Here is a 1,469-nt window from a genome sequence, read left to right on the forward strand (position 1 = left end):
TGCGATTGGGTCGAGGCGGCCTCCTTGCCCTAAGTGGCTGGGATTGGTGTCCGGATAGTGCAGATCTTGGCCAATTTCCTGAGGTTCTGGGCGATGGCTGCGAGGTGGAACTCATCGCGGGCACCACAGGGGCCGCGCAATCGCAGTCTGTCGAGCTTCAGGATGCGCTTGAGGTGCGCGAACAGCATCTCCACCTTCTTCCGTTGATAGCGTGAGGTTTGGTAGGCCTCGGTCTTGGCGATGTCGCGGGCCATGTCGCGCGCGCCCTCATAGATCGAGCGCAGCACTTTGCGCGCCGGCTCCTTCGGGCAACAGCGGGGCTTCAGGGCACAGGCGTCGCAATCCAGCTTGCTGGCGCGATAGCGCATCATGCCATTCTCGTCGACGAGAGGGTGTGGCACCCGATAGGTCTTCTGGCGCTGCCTGAGCGTCTTTCCGCCCGGGCAAATATAGGCATCGGCCTTATGGTCGTAGGTGAAGTCGTCGCGCGAGAAGGTGCCATCCTTGCGCCTAGACTTGTCGAACACCGGGATATGCGGCTCGATCCCACGCTCATGCACCAACCAGTTCAGCATTTCGGCCGAGCCGTAGCCGGTGTCGGCAATCAGCCGCTCCGGCCACAGGCCGAGCTCGTCGTGCGCCCGCTCGATCATGGTCTTGGCGGCCGTCACCTCGGCTTGGCGCACCGCGGTCGAGGGCTCCACATCGACGATGACGGCGTGCTCCACGTCGATCAGATAGTTGGTGCAATAGGCGTAGACGGCCGGGCCGCCCCAAGAGGCGGTCCAGCGTGCTGCAGGATCGACAGGCGATACGAACTTTGGCTCTACCGGCGTGGCGGCCCCGAAGGCGGCGTCATCCAGAGTGGCGAGATACTCAGCCACGGCCCGCTTGGCTTTGGGATTGAGGTCCTCGGCCGTTTCGATCCCGCGCTGACGATGGGCGTCGGCGACGATCATGCTGGCATCGACCGCAAAGCCTTCGCCGCCGACGAGCCCTTCAGCTATGCAGCGCCGGACGACGGTCTCGAACAGTTCGCGCAGCAGGTCGGCATCGCGGAAGCGGCCGTGGCGGGTCTTGGAGAAGGTTGAGTGGTCAGGCACATCACCCTCGAGACCAAGCCGGCAGAACCACCGATAGGCCAGGTTCAGATGTACCTCCTCGCACAGCCGGCGCTCCGAGCGGATGCCGAAGCAATAGCCGACGATCAGCATGCGGATCAGCAGCTCAGGGTCGATCGAGGGACGGCCGATCGAGCTGTAGAAGGGCGCCAGATGCTGGCGGATGGCGGACAGGTCGACGAAGTGGTCGATCGCTCTGAGCAGGTGATCCGCCGGCACATGCCGCTCCAGGCTGAAGCCGTAGAACAGCTCCTCCTGCATCACACTTTGCTCGCCCATCATCGACTCAATCTCCTCTTACGACGAAGATTGAATCAGTGCTTCAGGACTGCTGCAACCCGGACTTTT

Annotated in this window: 1 protein-coding gene; it reads right to left on the reverse strand. The window is 63.0% G+C overall.

The features are described from left to right. Positions 1–29: 29 nt before the first annotated feature. Entirely contained in the window at positions 30–1,403 is a 1,374-nt protein-coding gene (locus NKJ08_RS38680) for a transposase (protein ID WP_352682176.1), read from the reverse strand. Between the last annotated feature and the right edge of the window lie 66 nt (positions 1,404–1,469).

It is taken from the genome of Mesorhizobium sp. M0244, from assembly GCF_040321795.1.
Classification (GTDB): domain Bacteria; phylum Pseudomonadota; class Alphaproteobacteria; order Rhizobiales; family Rhizobiaceae; genus Mesorhizobium.

Excerpts from the sequence above, each read along its gene's own strand:
- NKJ08_RS38680 (WP_352682176.1), bottom strand. The coding sequence starts at position 1,403 with ATGATGGGCGAGCAAAGTGTGATGCAGGAGGAGCTGTTCTACGGCTTC.